At 38.0% G+C, this 20371-nt stretch carries 23 protein-coding genes; 10 read left to right on the top strand and 13 right to left on the bottom strand.

What is annotated here, in order from left to right:
* Positions 1 to 90: 90 nt before the first annotated feature.
* Entirely contained in the window at positions 91 to 621 is a 531-nt protein-coding gene (locus FJR11_RS12095) for a hypothetical protein (RefSeq protein WP_168503907.1), read from the bottom strand.
* Positions 622 to 750: 129 nt separating this feature from the next.
* On the bottom strand, positions 751 to 1722 hold the full coding sequence (locus FJR11_RS12100) for a sterol desaturase family protein (RefSeq protein WP_168503910.1): 972 nt from the start codon (positions 1720 to 1722) through the stop codon (positions 751 to 753).
* Positions 1723 to 2170: 448 nt separating this feature from the next.
* Between FJR11_RS12100 and FJR11_RS12105 the strand changes: the two genes are divergently transcribed.
* Positions 2171 to 3169, top strand: coding sequence for a Gfo/Idh/MocA family protein (locus FJR11_RS12105; protein WP_168503912.1), 999 nt, complete (start codon positions 2171 to 2173; stop codon positions 3167 to 3169).
* Positions 3170 to 3180: 11 nt separating this feature from the next.
* Positions 3181 to 3951 (top strand): type I methionyl aminopeptidase, encoded by a 771-nt coding sequence (gene map / locus FJR11_RS12110; RefSeq protein ID WP_168503914.1) that lies wholly within the window; start codon positions 3181 to 3183, stop codon positions 3949 to 3951.
* Positions 3952 to 4049: 98 nt separating this feature from the next.
* Here map and FJR11_RS12115 read toward each other — a convergent pair whose 3' ends face one another.
* Positions 4050 to 4457: a hypothetical protein gene (locus FJR11_RS12115; RefSeq protein WP_168503916.1), complete on the bottom strand. Its 408-nt coding sequence runs from the start codon at positions 4455 to 4457 to the stop codon at positions 4050 to 4052.
* A gap of 291 nt (positions 4458 to 4748) precedes the next feature.
* Between FJR11_RS12115 and FJR11_RS12120 the strand changes: the two genes are divergently transcribed.
* On the top strand, positions 4749 to 5003 hold the full coding sequence (locus tag FJR11_RS12120) for a Calvin cycle protein CP12 (protein ID WP_168503919.1): 255 nt from the start codon (positions 4749 to 4751) through the stop codon (positions 5001 to 5003).
* A 64-nt stretch (positions 5004 to 5067) separates the two neighbouring features.
* Here the strand turns inward: FJR11_RS12120 and FJR11_RS12125 are convergent, their stop codons facing one another.
* The 3 genes from FJR11_RS12125 to apcB form a co-directional block, all read right to left on the bottom strand.
* The gene (locus FJR11_RS12125) at positions 5068 to 5886 is read right to left on the bottom strand and encodes a TlyA family RNA methyltransferase (RefSeq protein WP_168503921.1); all 819 of its coding nucleotides are present in this window, start codon (positions 5884 to 5886) and stop codon (positions 5068 to 5070) included.
* A 145-nt stretch (positions 5887 to 6031) separates the two neighbouring features.
* Entirely contained in the window at positions 6032 to 6688 is a 657-nt protein-coding gene (locus FJR11_RS12130) for a DUF1361 domain-containing protein (protein WP_168503923.1), read from the bottom strand.
* Between the two features lie 428 nt (positions 6689 to 7116).
* On the bottom strand, positions 7117 to 7626 hold the full coding sequence (gene apcB / locus FJR11_RS12135; RefSeq protein WP_168503925.1) for an allophycocyanin subunit beta: 510 nt from the start codon (positions 7624 to 7626) through the stop codon (positions 7117 to 7119).
* A 369-nt stretch (positions 7627 to 7995) separates the two neighbouring features.
* Here apcB and glnA point away from each other — a divergent pair, with 369 nt between their 5' ends.
* A complete protein-coding gene (gene glnA, locus FJR11_RS12140; protein ID WP_168503927.1) occupies positions 7996 to 9411 on the top strand; it encodes a type I glutamate--ammonia ligase in 1416 nt (471 codons plus the stop codon).
* Between the two features lie 87 nt (positions 9412 to 9498).
* On the opposite strand, the gene FJR11_RS12145 is transcribed toward glnA, so the two are convergent.
* A complete protein-coding gene (locus FJR11_RS12145) occupies positions 9499 to 9699 on the bottom strand; it encodes a hypothetical protein (protein WP_168503929.1) in 201 nt (66 codons plus the stop codon).
* 220 nt (positions 9700 to 9919) lie between these two features.
* The gene (locus FJR11_RS12150) at positions 9920 to 10966 is read right to left on the bottom strand and encodes a zinc-dependent dehydrogenase (RefSeq protein WP_168503931.1); all 1047 of its coding nucleotides are present in this window, start codon (positions 10964 to 10966) and stop codon (positions 9920 to 9922) included.
* 41 nt (positions 10967 to 11007) lie between these two features.
* On the opposite strand from FJR11_RS12150, the gene FJR11_RS12155 reads away from it, so the two are divergent.
* Complete coding sequence (locus tag FJR11_RS12155; RefSeq protein WP_217358230.1) at positions 11008 to 11160, top strand: hypothetical protein; 153 nt, start codon at positions 11008 to 11010, stop codon at positions 11158 to 11160.
* Here FJR11_RS12155 and FJR11_RS12160 read toward each other — a convergent pair.
* From FJR11_RS12160 to FJR11_RS12170, 3 genes are all read right to left on the bottom strand, one after another.
* Positions 11149 to 11991 carry a tetratricopeptide repeat protein gene (locus FJR11_RS12160; protein ID WP_168503933.1) on the bottom strand — a complete coding sequence of 281 codons (843 nt, stop codon included), beginning with the start codon at positions 11989 to 11991 and terminating at the stop codon, positions 11149 to 11151. The two genes, FJR11_RS12155 and FJR11_RS12160, sit on opposite strands and share 12 nt — an antisense overlap.
* A 306-nt stretch (positions 11992 to 12297) precedes the next feature.
* Complete coding sequence (locus FJR11_RS12165) at positions 12298 to 13212, bottom strand: ribonuclease D (RefSeq protein ID WP_168503935.1); 915 nt, start codon at positions 13210 to 13212, stop codon at positions 12298 to 12300.
* A complete protein-coding gene (locus FJR11_RS12170; protein WP_168503937.1) occupies positions 13166 to 13390 on the bottom strand; it encodes a hypothetical protein in 225 nt (74 codons plus the stop codon). Before FJR11_RS12170 ends, FJR11_RS12165 begins: the two co-directional genes overlap by 47 nt.
* A 2-nt stretch (positions 13391 to 13392) precedes the next feature.
* Between FJR11_RS12170 and FJR11_RS12175 the strand changes: the two genes are divergently transcribed.
* Positions 13393 to 14421, top strand: coding sequence for an NADP-dependent oxidoreductase (locus FJR11_RS12175; protein WP_168503939.1), 1029 nt, complete (start codon positions 13393 to 13395; stop codon positions 14419 to 14421).
* Positions 14422 to 14674: 253 nt separating this feature from the next.
* Here FJR11_RS12175 and FJR11_RS12180 read toward each other — a convergent pair whose 3' ends face one another.
* Positions 14675 to 14992: an RNA-binding protein gene (locus FJR11_RS12180; protein ID WP_168503941.1), complete on the bottom strand. Its 318-nt coding sequence runs from the start codon at positions 14990 to 14992 to the stop codon at positions 14675 to 14677.
* 360 nt (positions 14993 to 15352) lie between these two features.
* Here FJR11_RS12180 and FJR11_RS12185 point away from each other — a divergent pair, with 360 nt between their 5' ends.
* Complete coding sequence (locus FJR11_RS12185) at positions 15353 to 15799, top strand: SRPBCC family protein (protein WP_168503943.1); 447 nt, start codon at positions 15353 to 15355, stop codon at positions 15797 to 15799.
* A 53-nt stretch (positions 15800 to 15852) separates the two neighbouring features.
* Here FJR11_RS12185 and psbA read toward each other — a convergent pair whose 3' ends face one another.
* Positions 15853 to 16935, bottom strand: coding sequence for a photosystem II q(b) protein (gene psbA, locus FJR11_RS12190; RefSeq protein WP_168503945.1), 1083 nt, complete (start codon positions 16933 to 16935; stop codon positions 15853 to 15855).
* Positions 16936 to 17252: 317 nt separating this feature from the next.
* Between psbA and cofG the strand changes: the two genes are divergently transcribed.
* The 3 genes from cofG (at position 17253) to FJR11_RS12205 (ending at position 20232) form a co-directional block, all read left to right on the top strand.
* Complete coding sequence (cofG, locus tag FJR11_RS12195; protein ID WP_168503947.1) at positions 17253 to 18215, top strand: 7,8-didemethyl-8-hydroxy-5-deazariboflavin synthase subunit CofG; 963 nt, start codon at positions 17253 to 17255, stop codon at positions 18213 to 18215.
* A gap of 209 nt (positions 18216 to 18424) precedes the next feature.
* On the top strand, positions 18425 to 19276 hold the full coding sequence (locus FJR11_RS12200) for an HpsJ family protein (protein ID WP_168503949.1): 852 nt from the start codon (positions 18425 to 18427) through the stop codon (positions 19274 to 19276).
* Between the two features lie 92 nt (positions 19277 to 19368).
* Positions 19369 to 20232 (top strand): glycosyltransferase family 2 protein, encoded by an 864-nt coding sequence (locus tag FJR11_RS12205; RefSeq protein ID WP_168503951.1) that lies wholly within the window; start codon positions 19369 to 19371, stop codon positions 20230 to 20232.
* Positions 20233 to 20371: the final 139 nt, after the last annotated feature.

The following is a 20371-nucleotide window of genomic DNA, read 5'->3' on the forward strand; positions in this document are numbered from 1 at the left end:
TTTTTGCTGACAAAATACCACTAATTGGTAGCTGATGGGGCGACGAAGTACCCTGAAAGGGTTATGGACCCCTTTACTGTGTTCATGCCTTCATCTTTGAATGTATTCAAGATTTTCTAAAGACCATCTTCCATAATAAGCAGTAGATTTCAAAACATCTGCATATAAATTCACTTTTTCTATCTCTTGAACTGTAAAATTTATAAATGGATCTCGTCTTGTGTAAACACCATCTATATTAAAATTATCAAGGGGATGACCACTGAAAGCAATTAATCCCAGAGGAGCTATAAAATCATTTAAATCTTGAGTGAAATCTTTCATTGCATCTAATGATAAAGCCAGTTTATTTGGATGGATAACCATCATTACCTCGTAATAATTATCTTTTTTAAATTCAGTGATTAAATCCAAAACTTTTGGGTCTAAACTAAATTCTTTAGTATAATAAAAGGTCTCAACTTTAAGCAAAATTTTACCTTCACGACGAATTTTGTTGACAAAGGGACAGATAGGCATATTACCAAAGACAGAATTTGGCTGTTCTATAAATTGTTGAATATGCTCTATCATTGTTAAAACAACTTCATTTTTATAATTATTGGGCTGATGTTCGTTCATAAATTGTAAAATTTTTCAGAGAATGTTTTCAAAGTTGGCTAAACTACTGATTATAAGAGGTGTCATCTTTTATAAAATCTGGCAATTTTAGATAATTCATGATCAGTCTTTTTCTAGGTTTAATTTTTCCTAAGATATCACTTTTTTGTTAATTCTCTGCCCAATTGATCTCAAAGGCTGTAACAACATATTGGTGACACTATTAAACAAATTCGATTCGCCATTTGCTAAACCAAAGCTGAGTTTTTCATAGTTCCTTGGTACATATAAAGTACCAAATATCCAATCCCAAAAAGACAGAATGTAACCAAAGTTTTTATCATAATGCTTTGGCTCAACACTATGATGAATATGATGTTGAGCAGGACTCATGAAAACATGACTAACTTTATAGGGGTAATTCAACCAAATATGAGAATGTCGTAAGTTAGCACCAGTTAAATAAAAGAGAAATATCTCCCAATCAACTCCATAAATGGATAAATGGGAGACTTGATTACCAAATAAATAAATCCAAATTCCTGTAGTAAAACCCAGCATTGCCATTGCAAAGATCATACTTAAAAGCAAATCAAAGGGATGAGAACGATAAACAGTCATCGGAGTTAGTACATCCGCAGAATGATGGACTTTGTGAAATTCCCAAAAGAATGAACTTCTATGAGCTAAGTAATGATAACAATAATAAGCAAAATCCCCCGCTAAAGCCACAACAATACTTAATGTGACATAATGATACCATTGAGGATGAGTAATGAAAAAGGGTGTTGTGAGGTGCGTAATTTCTGTTAAATAATGACAAATGATATTTGCTAGATTTGGTAGAGATAATATAATTGGCAATATTACAAATATTTCTAAGAACGAAGATAAAAAATAATACTTGTATTCAGCGATCGCTGAAGGATGTAAATAAACGGCTTTTGGCAAAAGATACTGTCTTAAATTTATCTGTTCGTCTTGTTGAGATAAACCTAATTTATATATAACTAAAGCTAGTAACAAAGCCGAAAGTATATATAACCAATGAATCTCAGATGAACTTATAAATGGCACTAGGAATGGATAAAAAATCCGCAGATTTTGGATTTGTGTAATCATCTTAGATATTAGAAAAATAGCAATCTAGTAGATACTTCTGAAAGTTATCCAGGGATTTGATATTTAAAGGAGAGAATAGACACATTTTATACACAAGATGTATAATTTTTTGGGTATTTTTTAATCTATATACCATATCGTGTAAAACTTATAACAGAACCTAATTATTTGCAAACGCGAATTCATGAAAAATTCAAAGAAAAATGCTCAAAAACCCTAAAAAAACATCTATGAAAAGTCAAAATCGTTTAATTACTTCTCTATCCTGAGTTTTACACGATTTTTAAGCTGTATTATAGTTGTGATGATGTTTCCAAAATTACCAAAGAACTATAATATTTTACATTCAAGAGAAATACCCTAGAGGTATTAGATATTTCCTGATGTCGGCTTGTTGATAAAATACTAATGACATTAAACTCAAACATTGAAAACTGGTGATAAATTCATGTACAATTACGAGTCACCTTTATCCACGAACAGTCTCAGGGTGGGTTTAGTGGGGACTGGTTACGCAGCTAAACTCAGGGCTGAAGCCTTATTGCAAGACCCTCGCACTGATTTAATCGCCATAGCTGGCAATCCCGAAAGAACACCAGCTTTAGCCCAAGAATACGCAACTGTTGCCATAAGTTCTTGGCAACAGTTAGTAGAACGGGAAGATTTAGATATGGTGGTCATCTGCACCATTAATCGAGATCATGGTAAAATTACCCATGCTGCCCTATCTAGCGGTAAGCACGTCATTGTTGAATATCCTCTCTCTGTGGATGTGAAAGAAGCTGAAGAACTGATTGCTTTAGCGAAAACAGTCAATAAACTGTTGCACGTCGAACACATTGAACTTTTGGGTGGTTGGCATCAAACTTTAAAACAATACCTAGATCAAATCGGTGATTTGTTTTATGTTCGCTATAGTACCCTTAACTCCCAACACCCAGCCCCACGCAAGTGGACTTATGATCATGAGATGTTTGGCTTTCCGCTGATTGGGGCATTATCTCGGTTACATCGTCTCATTGATTTGTTTGGTAAAGTCTTTACAGTCAACAGTCATCAGCGATATTGGCAAACCGAGCCTGATTATTACCAAACCTGTTTATGTTCAGCCCAGTTGTGCTTTGATAGTGGATTATTGGCCCAGGTAATTTATGGCAAGGGTGAAACCTTGTGGCAGTCAGAACGCAAATTAGAAGTTCAAGGTGAAAAAGGGGAGATAATTCTGGATGGTGATACAGGAACTTTGGTGTTAGCAGAGGAAACAAAATTGATCGAAGTGGGTACGCGTCGGGGTTTATTTGCCAAAGATACGACTATGGTATTAGATTACTTGTTTGATGGTAGTCCCTTATATATCACCCCAGAACAAAGCTTGTATACTTTAAAGGTGGCAGATGCTGCACGCAGAGCGGCGACAACTGGATTAACTATATTTTTAAAAGAGTAGATACAAAATTGATGAAAACCGAAACCATAGTCATTTTATCCCAGCGAGAAATCGAAAAAATGCGTCGCGCTGGCAGCTTGGCCGCTAAGTTGTTACAACATTTAGAACCTTTAGTGAAACCGGGGGTAAGTACCCTGCAATTGAACGATGAAGCGGAAAGATGGACTCTACAGCACGGAGCTAAAAGCGCCCCTTTAGGTTATAAAGGTTATCCTAAGTCAATTTGTACCAGTGTGAATGAGGTAATCTGTCACGGTATTCCCAATGCTAAACAAATTCTCAAGGATGGGGACATTATTAATATAGATGTTACACCTATTGTTGAGGGTTATCATGGTGATACGTCAAAAACATTTCTGGTTGGTAATCCTAGCCCCACAGCCCAAAAGTTAGTAGAAGTAACCCAAGAGTGTCTGCGTTTAGGAATTGCAGAGGTAAAACCAGGGGCGAAAATTGGGGATATTGGGGCAGCTATTCAAGAGTATGCTGAGTCTTTCGGCTTTTCAGTGGTGCGGGATTTTGTCGGCCACGGAATTAGTAATATTTTCCACACTGCACCGGATGTTCCCCATTATGGCATTAGGGGGAGAGGCAAGAAACTCAGAGCCGGTATGGTGTTTACCATTGAACCGATGATTAATGAAGGAACTCATGAAGCCCAAATGCTCAGTGATGGTTGGACTGCGGTAACAAGCGATCGCCTACTCTCTGCTCAATTTGAGCATACCATTGCTGTCACGGAAGATGGGGTAGAAATCCTGACTTTACCAGAAAACTCATAATCTCTCCACTGCTTTTACATATTAAAATAACCCCACTCGGTTATAGAAAAATCCCCAAGAGTTTTCACTCCAGGGGATTTTGAGAATCAGGTATGGTTCTAAACAGGAAGGGCAGCGGCGTTATTTTTTAGAGCAGCTTCTTTAATTAAGGCTGCTTTTGCACGACTGTCTAATATTTCTTGATAATATTCTTCAGGTGTTAACCCATAATCTCTCTTCACATAGGCAATTTTATCTTTAATACAGTCTTCAATCATTAATTTGACATCAACAAGATAATAATCTTCATTGAATGATTTAATATGTACCTTATGAGTTATGGAAGGAACTGCAAGTTTTTTTAGACCTCTTGCTTCTTTTAATACCCGACTACCTAGTAAATTGTCATCAACATCAAAAAAACTAAAAATTGTTTTGCCTTTTGTATTTCTTTTTAAAGCTGGTTTAAATCCTACAAAAATATCAACTGATGGGAATACACGGGTTAAAAACAAAAAGTTATCCATTATTATTTCCTGTTGGTTTTTATCAACTACCCCATCTTACTTCGTTGAAGATGGGGTTCTTGTACCTCATAACACCTGGAGGTGCTGTAATTCTACTAAGTAGCGCAAGAGCCTACTTTATTAAGTCATGGTTATCTCATTATAGAATCAAAAAGTATATAAATTAACTAAAAATAATTCTTTCAATTGTTACTGTGAAAAAGAGTTTACCAACTATGAGTAATTCTCTTCATTAGCAATCATTAAAGTTCCTAATTAACCTTTCTCTTTCTCAACAAAGGTAATATTATCATGACATCCCTAAACGAAGTTATCAATGGTAAAAAACCCATTGAAGAAGCAATTCTTGAAGCTATTACAGAAGCGCGGACAACCTGTACAGAAAATGGTAATAATTCCGCTAATTGTGCAGTAGCTTGGGATATTGTCGAAGAATTGCAAGCAGAAAAAGCCCATCAAAAACAAGCAAAACACCGCAAAACAGCCTTGGAAGAATACTGTGAAATGTATCCAGATGCTTTGGAGTGTTTAATTTACGATCTTTAATTATCTTTAATTTAGATCAGGGTTTAGCAATGCTAAACCCCTACTACTACTACAAAATTAATCATTATTTTTTCCCAAACTCCTGAATTACTTGTTTAGTAATTTCTTGAATTGCTGCTAAAGTTGGTGGTATGATTTCGCTTTCCATTGCCAACCATAAAAGATATTCAATATTTCCTGCTGGGCCTGTTATGGGTGACCAAGTTAAACCTTTATATTTCCATCCTAATTCTAACGCCCCTTTCATAACATTAAAAATTGCATCAGCTTGGTCATGAGGATCGCGGACAACGCCTTTTTTGCCTATGCGAGACTTGCCAACCTCAAATTGTGGTTTTACTAGCAATACAGCCTCTCTAGGAGCTTGTGTTAATTGCCATACTGCTGGCAAAATTTTGGTTAAAGAAATAAAGGAAACATCCACAACTATTAAATCAGGAAATATAGCATTTTCAGCATATAATTCTTCTGGTTGTAGTTGACGTAAATTCGTGCGTTCTTTTAAAATTACCCGTTCATCATTTCTAATTTTCCAGTCAACTTGTCCATAACCAACATCTACACCGTAAACTTGTTTTGCACCGGCTTGTAATAAACAATCTGTAAATCCACCTGTGGAGATTCCCCCGTCTAAACAAATCCTGTCAGTTACAGAAATCTCAAAAAATTTTAAAGCCTTAGCGAGTTTTTCACCACCACGAGAAACAAAAGGTGGACGTTCTTTAACTTGAATTTCTGCGGTAATATCAACTTCCGTCCCAACTTTATCAACCATTTGTTGATTTACAGTCACTTCCCCAGCCTGAATTAGCCGTTGTGCTTGTTGACGGGAGGGAGATAATCCCAAATCCACTAATAATGTATCTAATCGCTGTTTAACCAATTTTACCTTCTATATTTTTATGGGTGCTTTTCTATTCTAAATCCTAAATTATGCTATTAATCTTAAATATTCAAAAAATAGATACCAAAAATAAAAATAGATCCCCAATTTCTTTGAGAAGTCGGGGATCTTTAATATTATGTAATTAGCCAATATTCTGAATCTGATGATCATTCGCTTGTGAATTAACTCCCTGATTCACAAAACCCAAAGTAACTCGTTTCATGAACCAATGCAAACACCAAAGAATTATAAAAGTGAGGGTAATAATTACTAAGGGTTGTTTACCAAGAATTTCTTCGACACCTTTAGTGATTATGGCATCTGGTTGAGTAATAAAATCCCAACTATTAAACCGCAAAAACCGTCCCCAATAAATACCCACAGCAGACAGAGCATGAGTAATCAATTCAACAGCAAAAATCCATTTACTTTTGCCAATGCGATGTAAATAGTAACCCAAATTTATTAAAGATATGACATAAGCTTCAAATCCGCCAAGAATAACAACAAGATAAACAGGAATTAAAACTAATGTAATCATCCAGACTGATTGAACTCGCCGAATATCATCTATTAAGTGAATGACATCAGTTAATAAATAAGGCGCATTGGGTAAAAAAGCATAGAAACTCAGAAATCCTAGCCACCAAATCCAAGAACCTCCACGTTTACTGCGAAACAGCCAAATACTTAAAGCTAAAGGTATAAAAGCCAGAAACAAATTCCAAGTCATCCACCGCATATTAATTTGTAATACTTGGATAACTGTTGTTATTAATTCAATCACTTCTGTTTTCATTGAATTTTAATTGCAATAGAATGTGGTTTTTATTTACACAATATTTGTAGTTGTAGACTTTTGGCAAGTCTAAAAACATTGTGTGTAAAAATCCTATATTAAATCACCGTTGCCTAAAATGGTTGTTTTTCAACATTTCTGTGATGTAGCCAGTGAAATTTAGAGACATAAAGACTTTCAAGATGTTCCCCCCTATAATTACAACAGTTACTGTGAAATTTCCCAATTAACAACTAAGATGACTAAGATGTAAACAACTCCTTCTTCTCTTCCTCAGCGTCCTCTGCGCCTCTGCGGTTAGTTAAAAAAATCCGTTAAAAAAATAAACGCACCTTGTCAAAAATGCCAAAGTGCGATAATCATTTAGTCCCACTCCATGAGGACTTTGTTTGTGTGGTCCCGCGATTTATAATCACCCAAATTAGCGATTAAATATCAATCTCACTCAATTCACGAGTGATATAGTCAAAAGGCTCATCAACAAAAGCAGTATTAGCAATACCAGCAGCCGCTACCTGTTCCTTAACAATACCCTTCATAATCTGGATACCTTGCACAGTAGAACCAATGGGTACACCCAAGGAATTGTAAGTTTCCCGGAGTCCTTGTAATACCCGCTCATCCAGAACATTCATATTACCAGCTACTAGCGCATAGGTAGCGTAGCGGAGGTAATAATCCATATCTCGCAAACAAGCGGCAAACCGACGGGTTGTGTAAGCATTGCCACCAGGACGAATCAATTCTGGTAGTTCTTCAAATAACTTTGCCCCAGCTTGTTTCACAATTGCGGCAGCATTAGAATTAATTGCGGCTGCGGCTTGGACTCTAGCTGTTCCACTATCGAAGTAGGATTTGAGGGTATCAATAGCATTCCGGTCAAAATAACGTCCGGTTACGTCATAATTCTTAATTAAAGTTGTAACGGCATCGCGCATTCTTTTTTCTCCCAATCATTAGCTATCTATGATTTGATATTAATTTGGCTGCAATTATGCACCAACAAAATCCCGTGCCAATTCACATAAAATAGTTACTGGCACAAAAACTATCTGCTATTTAAGGATTTTATGCCAAAGTTGACCCATGATTATGAATTTTCTAGTTTTGTACAGATTAAGAAAGAAAGGTTAACATAACCTGTAATCCAGACAATCTGTAACAAACATGACAAAACCATGTCAAGTTAACTATTTACGATATTCCAGGTGGTGTGTGACAACTTGGGTTAGCGTAACAAGGTGAGGATGCTTGGGCAGAGTTTGGTTTTATATTAGTTAATCGGCTACATCAGGAGTAAAGTAAAAATGACAACCCCAAAAGAAATCTTGAAGAAGATTCAAGACGAAAAAATTCAGATGATTGATCTGAAATTCATTGATACACTGGGAACTTGGCAGCATTTGACCATGTACCAAGACCAGATTGATGAAAGTTCATTCTCTGACGGTGTTCCCTTCGACGGTTCTAGTATTCGGGGTTGGAAAGGCATCGAAGAATCTGACATGACAATGGTGCTTGATCCAAACACCGCTTGGATTGACCCCTTCATGAAAGAGCCAACTCTAAGTATCATTTGTAGTATTAAAGAACCCCGCACAGGCCAATGGTATAACCGTTGCCCCCGTGTTATTGCCCAAAAAGCCATAGATTATCTAGCTTCCACCGGACTTGGTGACACAGCTTTCTTTGGTCCTGAAGCTGAATTCTTCATTTTTGATGATGTCCGCTACGACCAAACCACCAACTCCGGTTACTACTATGTAGATTCCGTAGAAGGTCGTTGGAACACTGGTAGAGAAGAGGGTCCTAACCTGGGTTACAAAACCCGCGTTAAAGAAGGTTATTTCCCAGTTCCTCCCACTGACAGCTTTCAAGATATGCGGACAGAAATGCTGCTAACCATGAAAGATTGTGGCGTACCCATTGAAAAACAACACCACGAAGTTGCCACTGGTGGTCAGTGCGAACTTGGTTTCAAATTTGGTAAGTTGATTGAAGCGGCTGACTGGTTGATGACTTACAAGTATGTGATCAAGAACGTTGCTAGAAAATACGGCAAAACCGTCACCTTCATGCCAAAACCCATTTTTGGCGATAACGGTTCTGGTATGCACTGTCACCAATCTATTTGGAAAAATGGTCAACCTCTATTTGCCGGTGACAAGTACGCTGGGATGAGCGAAATGGGACTTTACTACATTGGTGGTATTCTCAAACACGCTCCAGCATTGTTGGCAATCACCAACCCTACCACCAACTCATACAAACGTCTCGTACCTGGTTATGAAGCCCCTGTAAACTTGGCTTATTCCCAAGGTAATCGTTCTGCTTCTGTGCGGATTCCTCTTTCTGGAGACAACCCCAAAGCCAAGCGTTTAGAATTCCGTTGTCCAGACGCTACTTCTAATCCTTACTTAGCCTTTGCTGCTATGCTTTGCGCTGGGATTGATGGTATCAAAAACAAAATTCATCCTGGTGAACCCTTAGATAAGAATATCTATGAACTCTCTCCAGAAGAATTGTCTAAGATTCCTTCTACTCCTGGTTCTTTAGAATTGGCTTTGGAAGCTTTGGAAAATGATCACGCTTTCTTAACTGAAAGTGGCGTTTTCTCTGAAGACTTTATCCAAAATTGGATTGATTACAAGGTTGCTAACGAAGTTAAGCAAATGCAATTGCGTCCACATCCTTACGAATTCTTCTTATATTACGATTGCTAATTGCAACGAGTAGTAAAAGTAGTAAATTTTTTAGCCACCCTCTTCAGGTGGCTTTCTTTTTCTCATGATCACAAATGTTCCAGAAAACTAGCTCATAGCCGCTTGGCTACGTCCATACAGCGTTTGAGTCGCTGGGTCCATCTTACCTTGAATGGGATTCCAGTAGTGAGATATTTCTTCATGCAAACCAAGTTCTTGTGCAGCCCGCATCAACATGGATTGTTGACGATTCTTAGCTTGCTGATGTTGACGTACCATTAATTGACGGGCTTTTTCTTGAATAGACATAACACTACGCTCCTTTTAAGTTTATTAATTTAGTGATAGATAATCTTTTATCCTTTCATTTATTAAACTAACAAAAATTCTGTAGCGTAAACTACAAAATGAAAAAAACGATATAAAACTTCATAAAATTGGTTAGTTGTCAGTTGTCAGTTGTTAGTTGTCCGTTGTCCGTTACATAAGAATATTTCTCTCCCCAGTCCCCAGTCCCCAGTCCCCAACCCTATGGATAGATTAAAATTTTGTAGGTTTCCGCCGTGGGAGCGATGGCTTGGTCTACGGCTTGTGGTAAATCTTGTAAGGGATAGCGATCGCTAATTAAGGCTTTGACATCAATACGGCGATTAAAAACTATGTCCGCAGATAGGCTTTGTAGACGGTAGGATGAGCTATAACTGCCCATTAAGTCTATTTCCCGACGGTAGAGAGTATTGGGGTTAATGGGGATTGTCAACTCGTCAGGGAACTCTGCAAAGAAGAGGATTTTTCCACCTTTGCGAGTGCAGTCTAAAGCTTGGAAAAATGCTTTATCACTGGGAACAGCTAATAAGGTGACATCTACACCCATTCCCCCAGTTAAAGCCTGAATTTTGGCAGATAATTCCGGGTCACGGGCATCAAAAGCCGCTTCTGCGCCTACTTCTAGAGCTTTTTCAATTCTAGATGGTAAGAGGTCGGTAGCGATCGCTTTCGCTCCAAAATACTTCACCAACATCATAAACATTAACCCAATGGGACCTGCACCAGTAACTAATACAGTTTGACCCGGTGCAATTTGGGCTTTTTTAACGGCTTTTAAACAGCAATTAGTGGGTTCAACAAAACTCGCCTCTTCAAAACTGATATCATCAGGAATGGGAATTAAACCCCCATTCTCGACAATGTGACCTGGAACTTTCACATACTCCGCAAAACCGCCACCACTGGCGTTAAAACCTGCGGTAGTGGAGATATTTTTATAAACATCGCACATGGAAAAATTATCATTCAAGCAGTAAGCGCAACGCATACATGGTATATGGTGCATCACCGCTACCCGTTGTCCTACTGTCCATCCTTTCACCTGTGAACCAACAGCCGCAATAATTCCAGCGGTTTCATGTCCAAATATGCGTGGCGGTTCATACAAGGGATAGCGAATCTTTTTAATATCTGACTGACACAAACCTACAACCCGCACCTGTACTAGAACTTCCTCTGCTTCTAGTGTCGGAACGGGGATTTCCTCGTAGGATAATTGATTTACGCCTCTAAATACTTGTGCTTTCACGTTGGTTTTTTATTATTCAACGTTACTAGATTTAACATTTTGTGGTGAATTCAGCCCCTTTCCCCCTGAAAAATCTGGGATTAGTCACTATTCCCCTGGCGTTCATTGTCGGGATTGTTGTATCTTTATGGAAATCGGAAAGACAAGCATTAGAAGAATTTGCGGAAGTTGAAATCGGTAATTTATTTACCTAATTCTTCCATATTCTTCATTGCTTGTTGATACAAATCTTTATTTCCTTCCTTATCAAAAATAGCTGCTGCTCGTTGTAAGTCTTTTAATGCTCCTGTTTTATCTCCAGTTGCAGCATAGGCGTTACCACGATTATTAAAGGCAGCACCGAAATTAGGATTAATCCGAACAGCTTCATCATAATCAGATATTGCCTTTTGCTGTTCTCCCCTTGCTGCATAAGCATTGCCTCGATTATTATAAGCTACAGCATATTCTTGATTGATGCGAATCGCTTGAGTATAGTCTTCTAACGCCCCGTTTTTATCACCTTGGTTGGCACGGGCGTTACCTCTGTTATTGTAAACTTCGGCATATTTAGGCGTAATACTAATCGCTTGATTATAATCCGCAATTGCTCTTCTATAATCTCGTATAGATGCAAAAGCATTGCCACGATTATTGTAAGCTTCGGCATCATTAGGGTTCAGACGTAATGCCTGATTATAATCCGCAATTGCCCCTTCTTTATTGCCAGTATCAAAATACACTAATCCTCGACCTTTAAATGCTGGTGCATATTGAGGATTAAGACTAATTGATTTACTATAAGCAGCAATAGCCGCTTGGAAATTACCTTTAAGATGTTGAGTTTGTCCCTGAACATAAAATTCCCCAGCTTTAGATGTTTGTCCTATCTGTGGATTTGGGGTACTTCCTCCTCTTTCTGTCACTAAGACATCTTGATTATTACTGCAAGAAACGCAAATAATACCGCTAAAAATGGTAAACATCGCTATATTGAATGCTCTGTTTAACCCTCGCTGTTTTTGTGTCAATAACTGCCATTTCATAATTTACTATAAATCGTCATTATGCCTGGAGTAAATCATTCACTAAATACTTTCTTACTTCTCCAATATTCTAGCTTTTTGATTAATATTCAAGCCAAACAACGAGATTTCCTGACGTTATCTTGAATTAATAAATAAAATTATATTTGGCTAATCGCCGGATATTAGTAAATATTTAAAATAAAATCTTTTATATCTACATTTATATTATTACTAGATTACTGCTGATAATTCTGTTAATTTTGTTAACACTTTCAAGAAATTTTTTATACCAGCACCAGGATTTATTTTTTATTATTGTGATTATTAATCTTCTTCACTTTCTTGATTTTTAGAAGTTATTTTCCAATAAGTATTTGTATCAACATTTACAGATAATTTTTCTAGATTTCTTCCTAGATTTTTCCGGATATCCTCGGTCAAATTAATTGTAAAATCTAACTCAATACCTTGATTCTCTACCAAATCTACCAAGTCTTGAAACTGAGCTTTGACAGTTTTTCGTTGATAACTTGTGAGTTTGCAAGATGATGTTTCTGAAATATTCTGTGCTAACATCGCTTGTTTGACTCGTTCTTGCAAATGCTCAAATTCTGACTTAAGTATTTTTTGTCGCTGTTCAATTTCTATATATCTAGCAGTCAATAAACTTAGATCTTCCTGATTTGGATCTACGATTAGATTTGATTCTAATTCCAATAACTGTAAATGTACTTGAGCTAAATAAATACAATCAAGATAAGCATATTCTATTTGTGCTTCAGTTAATGGTCTTATTCCCCAATTACTCCTTTGTTCTTGTTTATCAATATCATGAAAATTACAAAGTTCAGTAGCTAGAGTTTTCAGTTGATAATTAGGGACTGGGAGGAGATAGGCAGGTATTTTTTTCGCCATTTCCAAGGTACAAGTAATATTTTTGACTTTTTTACCTCCCAAATATTTCACATCATAACGAGCATTATGAAAAACTTTTTCAATAACATCATTAGCCATAATCCTCTCCACAAAATCAGCAATCACATCTGATTTATCGAGAACATCTAATAAATAAACACTATTACCAGTCATATCTTCAGGATTATCCAAAACCTGAATTAGTGATAACCTCGGATTACGAGTTTGATAATCAGCAACTTCTGTATCTATCCACAGAGTTTTAGCTTTGCCATGTTCAGTAATTAGGGAACAAATTTCCCCAGCAGTAGTAAGATAAGGCATTGGTAAATGTCGGGAAGTGTAAATGAGTGATAGCTTCCCAAAGTAACATTTTATGACTAATCATGCTGGCAAGTGCTGCCCCATCATTATCATGATTTTTGTGAATAACTGCTGCCAATTTGCCAAAATACTTCTCCTGACGGATATTCTTGCGTTTGAAAACTGCTAATCTCAACACCTATGAACAAATTGATAAATCGTCAGTGGCGCTTAGTTGCTCGTCCTGTTGGGGATATTAAGAGCAGTGACTTTGAGTATCGAGAAGAACCAATTCCTCATCTCCAAAATGGTGAAGTGCTGGTACGCAATATCTATCTTTCCTTAGATCCTACCAATCGGATTTGGATGAGCGATCGCCCCCAGTATATGCCACCTGTGGAACTAGGACAAGTGATGCGTGGTTTGGTTTTAGGTGTAGTTGAAGAATCTCAAAATCCCAATTTTCAAGCTGGGGATCTGGTTTCAGGACTCCTAGGATGGCAAGATTATGCCATAGTATCTTCCCAAAACCTCTTTTCCTTAACAAAATTACCCAAACCTTTACCAGTTCCCCTAACTGCCTTTTTAGGTCCTTTGAGTTTTATTGGTTGTACTGCCTACTTTGGGCTAATAGATATTGGTAAACCCCAAGCTGGAGAAACTGTAGTTGTCTCAGCCGCAGCCGGTGCAGTAGGTTCTATTGTCGGCCAAATTGCTAAAATTAAAGGTTGTCGCGTCGTAGGTATCACTGGTTCAGACGAGAAATGTCAATGGCTGTTAGAAGAACTAGGTTTTGATGCCGCAATTAACTATAAAACCGCCGATTTAATCCCCGCATTAGCTGAATCATGCCCCAACGGGATTGATGTATATTTTGAGAATGTTGGCGGTTCAATTCTTGATGCTGTATTAACACAGGTAAACTTAAACGCCCGCATTCCCCTCTGCGGTTTAATTTCCACTTATAATGCTCAAAAACCTGTACCGGGCCCCTATAATTTTAGCCAAATTTTAATGCGGCGTGTACTAGTTAAGGGGTTTATTGTCACTGATTATCTTCAGCAATGGGATATTGCTTTTCGGGACATGGGGAAATGGTTACAAGAAGGGAAGATTAAATATACTGAAGAAATCGTTGCAGGCTTAGAAAATGCCCCAACGGCGATTCTTAAACTTTTTGATGGTAATAAAATAGGAAAACTGATTGTAAAAATTGCTGAAGAACCTTAATAACACCATACGTCACTGGGTGCTAAATCCCCCACACGGCTTACCCTTTGGGAATGCTAAAGCGTAAATTCCCAGATTAAAAGACATTGACACCTAAAAACTTTTTGAATTTTTAGGTGTCAATTCCGGGGTTTTCAGCCTATTTTCTGATCAGAAAATTTTCCATTAAAAAAGCCCAGGCATTTATTCCTGAGCTTTTGTCAAACCTAGTTATCCTCAAGGCAGATATTTATCCACCTTAAATCTCTGAATATTAGTAGCGGTTACGGTTTCCACCACCGAAGTTTCCACCACCACCACGGTTTCCACCACCAAAAGAACCACGGTCTTCTCTGGGTTTAGCCTTGTTCACTTTCAAGTCACGTCCCATCCACTCAGCACCATCAAGGGCTTCAATGGCTTTTTCTTCTTCTGCATCTGAATCCATTTCTACAAAACCGAAACCGCGCATTTTGCCTGTTTCCCGGTCAGTAGGTAATTGAACACGTTTTACAGTACCATATTCTGCAAAAACTGCACTTAAAGTATCTTGGGTAACGTCATAAGAGAGGTTGCCTACATAAATTGACATAGATTTTCTCCAAAATCATAAGAGTGTAGAGATTTAGATTTCGGAGAAAAGTCTGTAAATACCAAAGGGAAAAAGCCTATCAATACTAAAAACAAACGTGGTCCACCGAATTACTTCTCGATTTCCATTATGGCATAAAAAATGGATATGTAGCTGGGTAAATTATAAAATTTTTTATAATTTTGTTCCCGACTCAACCAGTAATCCCATAATCAGATTTTCTGTGTATTTTCTCATTATACTGAGTTTAGTGAATTTAAAGCCGGGATAATCATCTATTTTCGTCGTTTTACGCAATTTAGACTAAGTATAAAATTATAGATACTGAATCTGAAGGCTCAATTTTAGGTTTTTCTGTCCATGTTGCACTTTAAACATTTCTCAATCATCAACGCACCAGTAGAAGTAGTTTGGAAATTCCACGAAAGACCAGACATTCTCCAAATACTCACCCCACCTTGGCAACCTTTACAAGTAGTCAGACGGGAAGGAGGACTAAGTGCAGGGGCAATTACAGAATTTCGTCTTTTTCTAGGACTCTTACCCTTAACCTGGTTAGCGCGTCACACAGACTATGAACAATATCGTCTGTTTACTGATGAACAGATATCTGGACCCTTTGAGTCCTGGGTACATCGTCATGAGTTTACAGAAGAAAATGGAAAAACTAAATTAACCGATAATATCAACTATTCTATACCTGGTGGTGATGGAGTGGAATTTATGAGTGGTTGGTTAGTACAAGCACAGCTAGAAGCCATGTTTCGCTATCGGCATTATGTAACTAAGCGCGAATGTGAAAAGTGAACACAAAAAAAACGCTCTCCACACGGAGGGCGTTTCTTATTTAACTAAACTTATTAACCGTTGATTGCAGGAGCAGTTAGAGCAACAGGAGCAACATCAGCAGCAGCCAAGTCTAGAGGGAAGTTGTGAGCGTTGCGCTCGTGCATTACTTCCATACCTAGGTTAGCGCGGTTGATTACGTCAGCCCATGTAGCAATGACGCGACCTTGAGAATCAATAATGGATTGGTTGAAGTTGAAACCGTTCAAGTTGAAAGCCATTGTGCTTACACCCAAAGCTGTGAACCAGATACCGATTACAGGCCAAGCAGCTAGTAAGAAGTGTAGTTGACGGCTGTTGTTGAAGGAAGCGTATTGGAAGATTAAGCGACCGAAGTAACCGTGGGCTGCAACGATGTTATAGGTTTCTTCTTCTTGACCGAATTTATAACCGTAGTTTTGTGATTCGTTTTCGGTTGTTTCCTTAACTAAGGAAGAAGTTACTAGTGAACCGTGCATTGCAGAGAACAAAGAACCACCGAAGACACCAGCTACACCTAACATATGGAAGGGGTGCATCAAGATGTTGTGTTCTGCTTGGAACACGATCATGAAGTTGAATGTTCCAGAGATACCCAAAGGCATACCGTCAGAGAATGAACCTTGACCGATGGGGTAGATGAGGAATACTGCGGTAGCTGCTGCTACAGGTGCGGAGAATGCTAGGCAAATCCAAGGACGCATTCCTAAGCGGTAAGAAAGTTCCCATTCACGACCGAGGTAGCAGAATACGCCGATTAAGAAGTGGAATACTACTAGTTGGTAAGGACCGCCGTTATACAACCACTCATCTAAGGAAGCAGCTTCCCAAATAGGGTAGAAGTGTAAACCGATAGCGTTAGAAGAAGGAACAACTGCACCAGAGATGATGTTGTTTCCGTAAATCAAAGAACCTGCAACTGGTTCGCGGATACCGTCAATGTCAACGGGAGGCGCAGCAATGAAAGCGATAATGAAGCAGGTGGTAGCAGCTAATAGAGTAGGGATCATTAGTACACCGAACCAACCGATGTATAAACGATTGTCTGTGCTGGTGATCCACTCACAAAAGCGGTCCCAGACGTTAGCACTTTCGCGCTGCTGTAAGGTTGTGGTCATGTGTTTATAATTGCGTTTGAGTTATGTATGTTTTGGTAGGTGTTTCTACCTCATGAATTTATATTAAGCCTTATGTTTCGATTTGTAAAGGGGTTTTCGTAATATTTTTTAATAAATCTTTTACAGCGAGTCATCTTCAGAGCAATAAACTAGATATAGTAAGCTTTTCAAGCATTAATATTTTTGTAACAAGTTTTCATTTTCTCGCAACCTAACTTATCACTGGATTCCTAAAGTCCTAAAGTCCTAATTCCTTCTGACTCCTGACTCCTAATTCCTTCTGACTCCTGACTTCTGACTCCTGACTCCCACTATATATGTCTCTATCTAGTCAAAATATTGTTACCTACAGCCCTGCTTATACTATTGTTCCTACTTATGAATGTTTTAACCGCTGTTCTTATTGCAATTTCCGCACAGAACCGGGTAAAAGTCCCTGGTTGAATCTTCAAGAAGCAAAAGAAATTTTGTTACAACTTAAAAACCAAAATGTCTGTGAAATCCTCATCCTGAGTGGTGAAGTCCATCCCCATTCATCGAGACGGGAAGATTGGTTTGGGCGAATTTATGATTTGTGTGCATTAGCAATAGAAATGGGATTTTTACCCCATACCAACGTCGGTCCACTGAGTTGGACAGAAATGCAAAAACTAAAAAATGTGAATGTGTCTATGGGGTTAATGTTGGAACAGTTGACACCAAAATTATTAGATACAGTCCATCGTCACGCACCGAGTAAATTCCCCCAAGTGCGATCGCAACAATTACAATGGGCAGGAGAGTTAAAAATTCCCTTTACTACAGGGTTACTTTTAGGAATAGGGGAAACTGAGGAAGATTGTTGGGAGACTTTAGCCGCTATTTCTGAATCTCATGCACATTACCATCATATTCAAGAGGTAATTCTTCAGCCTCACAGCCCTGGAAATGTGCAAACCTTTGACGCTCCACCATTTAATCCCCATCAATTACCAGAAGTTATTGCCAAAGCGCGGGAAATTTTACCGGCAGATATTACCATTCAAATTCCCCCTAATTTAGTTAAAGATGAAAATTGGTTACTTGCTTGTATAGCTGCTGGAGCGAGGGATTTGGGAGGAATAAGTCCCAAGGATGAAGTTAATCCTGATTATCCCCATTTACAAGAACAGGAACTCAGAAGCATTTTAGAGTCTGGGGGCTGGAATTTATTACCACGTTTACCACTGTATCCCCAGTTTGATGACTGGTTAGATGGAGATTTAGTAGCAAGGGTGAAAAAATGGCGGAGAAAATTGTAGCGTCTTCTCCCATTAGCAACTAACCCCTGCCATAAACAAAAAATAGATGACAAATGATACTGTAGTATAGTTTGAAATCCAAAGATCATGAGATTAGTTAGTAAAATTTGTTACTAATTGTGTTGCCATCAGGTTGATCTTGTTGAGAACATGATGAAACTAACTTTAGATATGCTAATTAATTTGTTGTATTAACACTGTGAATAAATATGGTTAACCGTCCTGCATCTTCCAATACATCCCTCTCACTGAAATTAATAGGGATAATCTGTATACTGTCCTTTTTTCTAGATTTTCTATTTTTATTAGTCCCTTTCCAACCTACAGATAAAGTTTGGCAAATCAACCTGTGTAGAAATCTTGTAGACAGAGGTATTGTCCCTATGGTTGGTTTGGGCGCAATTCTGACTGCATACTGGTTTGATAGCCTCAATGAAGGTAGTCGTTCATCATCTTTAAGTTTAAAACTCCCAACTTTTATAATCTCAAGTTTATTGGGGTTGATATTTTTACTAATTTTTCCCCTCCACCTCAATAACGTCAATCAAGTAAAGGGGCAGGCGTTAACACGCACTAATCAAGAAGCAGAACAGTTAGAAGTTCAAGTTAAAACTCAGTTAGCGCAAGTACAAAACCAACTGGGTAATGATCAGGTAAAGGCGGCTGTAGAGAAGCAACGGGCTGCATTAAAAGAGCAACTAGGGACTCAACTAAGTGAACTAGTTAAAGATGAGCAGAAGTACAATCAGGCACTTAATAATCAGCAATTACCTGCTGCCCAAAAGGATTTACTCAAGAAGTATAAAGCAAATCCTAAAGCTCTTGATGATTTTATCGCCGAGCAAACAGATCCTCAACAATTAGCCACCCAGAGAATTACCCAAATTCGCAGTCAGAAAGAACAACAGTTGAAAAAAATTCAGGATGATGCTGTTAAGGAATTGCGAATTGGGATTAGTAGTTTATTATTGGCAATTGGTTATATCATCATTGGTTGGACAGGATTAAGAAGTATGGGCGCATTGCAAGGTAGTCCTAAACGGAACACATCAGGGCGTTAATCTCAGTATTTATCTGGCAGAAAGAAGGTATCATTAATTAATTCTGACTGCCAGTTATAATTTTAATCACATCACCATAAAACTAGAAAAGAATGTTCTCAGTCTACATACTGACATATAACGAAGAGCTAGATATTGCCCCTTGCATAGAATCGGCAATGCTATCTGATGACATTATTTTAGTAGACTCTTGCAGTAGCGATCGCACTGTAGAAATCGCTAGTTGTTATCCTGTGCGGATCTTCTCACATCCCTTTGAAAGTCACGGAAAACAACGAACTTGGATGTTAGAGTCCATACAACCTAAGTATGAATGGGTGTATATTTTAGAAGCTGATGAGCGGATCACACCACAACTATTTGCTGAATGTGAACAAGCCTGTCAAAATCCAGAATACATTGCCTATTATGTCGCCGAAAGGGTGATGTTTATGAATCGTTGGATTCGTCACAGTACCCAGTATCCTCGCTATCAATTGCGTCTTTTCCGTCATGGGAAAGTTTGGTTTACAGACTATGGACATACTGAAAGAGAAGTCTGTGATGGTCCTACAGGATTTTTAAAAGAAACTTATCCTCATTACACTTCTGGTAAGGGCTTAAGTCGCTGGATTGAAAAACATAACCGTTATTCTACAGATGAAGCTAAAGAAACATTATCCCAATTAAGCAGCGGTAAGATTAACTATAAAAATTTATTTTTCGGTAATTCAGAAGTAGAACGAAGACGCGCTTTAAAGGATTTGTCTTTGCGCGTTCCGGCTAGACCCTTAGTGCGCTTTATGTATATGTATTTTGTTTTAGGTGGGTGCTTAGACGGACGGGCTGGATTTACTTGGTGTACTTTACAAGCATTTTATGAGTATTTGATTTTACTTAAAGTTTGGGAAATGAGAAATATGCCTACAGCTACTTTAGATACGGATTTATTGAAAATTCCCAACAAGCTTGTTTAATGTGCTTTTTAATCTTTAAATCTGCCCTATAGTACGGAAGAATTGGTTTATTAAATAAATTGTAGCAATATGTAACTCTAGTTAGCTTCCCATCTACACGCTGTTTGGTAGAATATCTGGGTTGTTTAATCTCATGATC

Source organism: Anabaena sp. UHCC 0187, assembly GCF_009712035.1.
In the GTDB taxonomy this organism is placed as follows: domain Bacteria; phylum Cyanobacteriota; class Cyanobacteriia; order Cyanobacteriales; family Nostocaceae; genus Dolichospermum.